A 1,470-nucleotide genomic window follows, 5' to 3' on the forward strand; every position below is an offset into this window, starting at 1 on the left:
CCGCGGGGGGGGGCGGCCCCCCCCCGGGGGGGCGCCCCCTCCTCGGGGGGGGGGCCCGCCCGGGGCCACGATCCGCGCAGGCGAGCGGCGCGCCGCCGCAGGCTCGTCGCCGCCGCCTTCCTGCTGCCCGCGCTGCTGCTGCTCGGCGCGCTGGTCGCGTACCCGATCCTGTTCTCCGTCGGCCGCAGCCTCTTCGACGCCTCCGGCACCCGGTTCGTCGGCGCGGACAACTACGTCGAGATGTTCCGCGACCCGACCACGCTCAAGGCGGTCCGCAACACCGCGGTCTGGGTCGTGGTCGCCCCGGCCCTGCTGACCGGCCTGGGCCTGATCCTGGCCGTGCTCACCGAGAAGGTGCGCTGGGCGACCGCCTTCAAGCTGCTGATGTTCATGCCGATGGCGATCTCCTTCCTCGCCGCCGGGATCATCTTCCGCATCACCTACGAGCAGGACCCCGACCGCGGCGTCCTCAACGCCGTCGCCGTCGGCGTCCACGACGTCTTCGCCGACCGCCCCGCCTACCCCGGCGCCCGGGGCAGGGAGGACGCCGGCGAGACGCCCCTGGCCAAGGGCGAGGACGGCTCCTACGGCACCGCCGCGGACCTGACGCCCGGCCGCACCGTCTCGCTCGGCGTCGTCGGCGTGCCCCCCAAGGAGATGCCCTCGGGCGCGAAGCCCGCCGCCGCGACCGAGGGCTCCCCCGAGGACGGGGCCGGGGCCGGGGAAGGCGCGCTCGCCGGGACCGTCTTCCTGGACTTCACCCCCGGCGGGGGCGGCGAGCCGGGCCGGATCGACTCCGGTGAACGCGGACTGCCCGGCATGACCGTCCAGGCGGTGCGCGACGGGAGGACGGCCGGCGAGGCCACCACCGCCGCCGACGGCTCGTTCCGCATCACCGGCCTGGAGGACGGCTCGTACGCCCTGCGGCTGCCGGCGTCCAACTTCGCCGAGCCCTACGGCGGCATCTCCTGGCTCGGTCCCGCCCTGGTCACCCCGGCGATCATCGGCGCCTACCTGTGGATCTGGACCGGTTTCTCGATGGTGCTGATCGGCGCCGGACTGGCAGCGATGCCCCGGGACGTGCTGGAGGCCGCCCGGATGGACGGCGCGAACGAGTGGCAGATCTTCCGCGGGATCACCGTGCCGCTGCTCGCGCCCGTACTGACCGTGGTCTTCGTGACGCTGGTGATCAATGTGATGAAGGTCTTCGACCTCGTCTACATCATCGCCCCGGGCCCGGTGCTCCAGGACGCCAACGTACTGGCCATGCAGATGTGGCTGGTGTCCTTCGGCGGCGGCAACGACCAGGGACTGGGCAGTGCCATCGGCGTCCTGCTGCTGCTCCTGGTGATCCCGGCCATGGTCTTCAACATCCGACGCTTCCGCAGGAGCCAGTCATGACCCACGGCACCCTCGACGGCCCGGCCGGGAAGCCCGCCGGGGAGGGGGCGGCCACGCGGGCTCCGGCCC

At 73.8% G+C, this 1,470-nt stretch carries 1 protein-coding gene; it reads left to right on the forward strand.

Features of this window, described 5'->3' with window-relative positions; translation table 11 throughout:
* On the forward strand, window positions 1–1,401 hold a 1,401-nt coding region (locus AC2CJA_RS26635; RefSeq protein ID WP_484605208.1), incomplete at its 5' end, for an ABC transporter permease subunit.
* Window positions 1,402–1,470: the final 69 nt, after the last annotated feature.

The sequence above is a fragment of the Streptomyces sp. ATLC9 genome, from assembly GCF_057196705.1.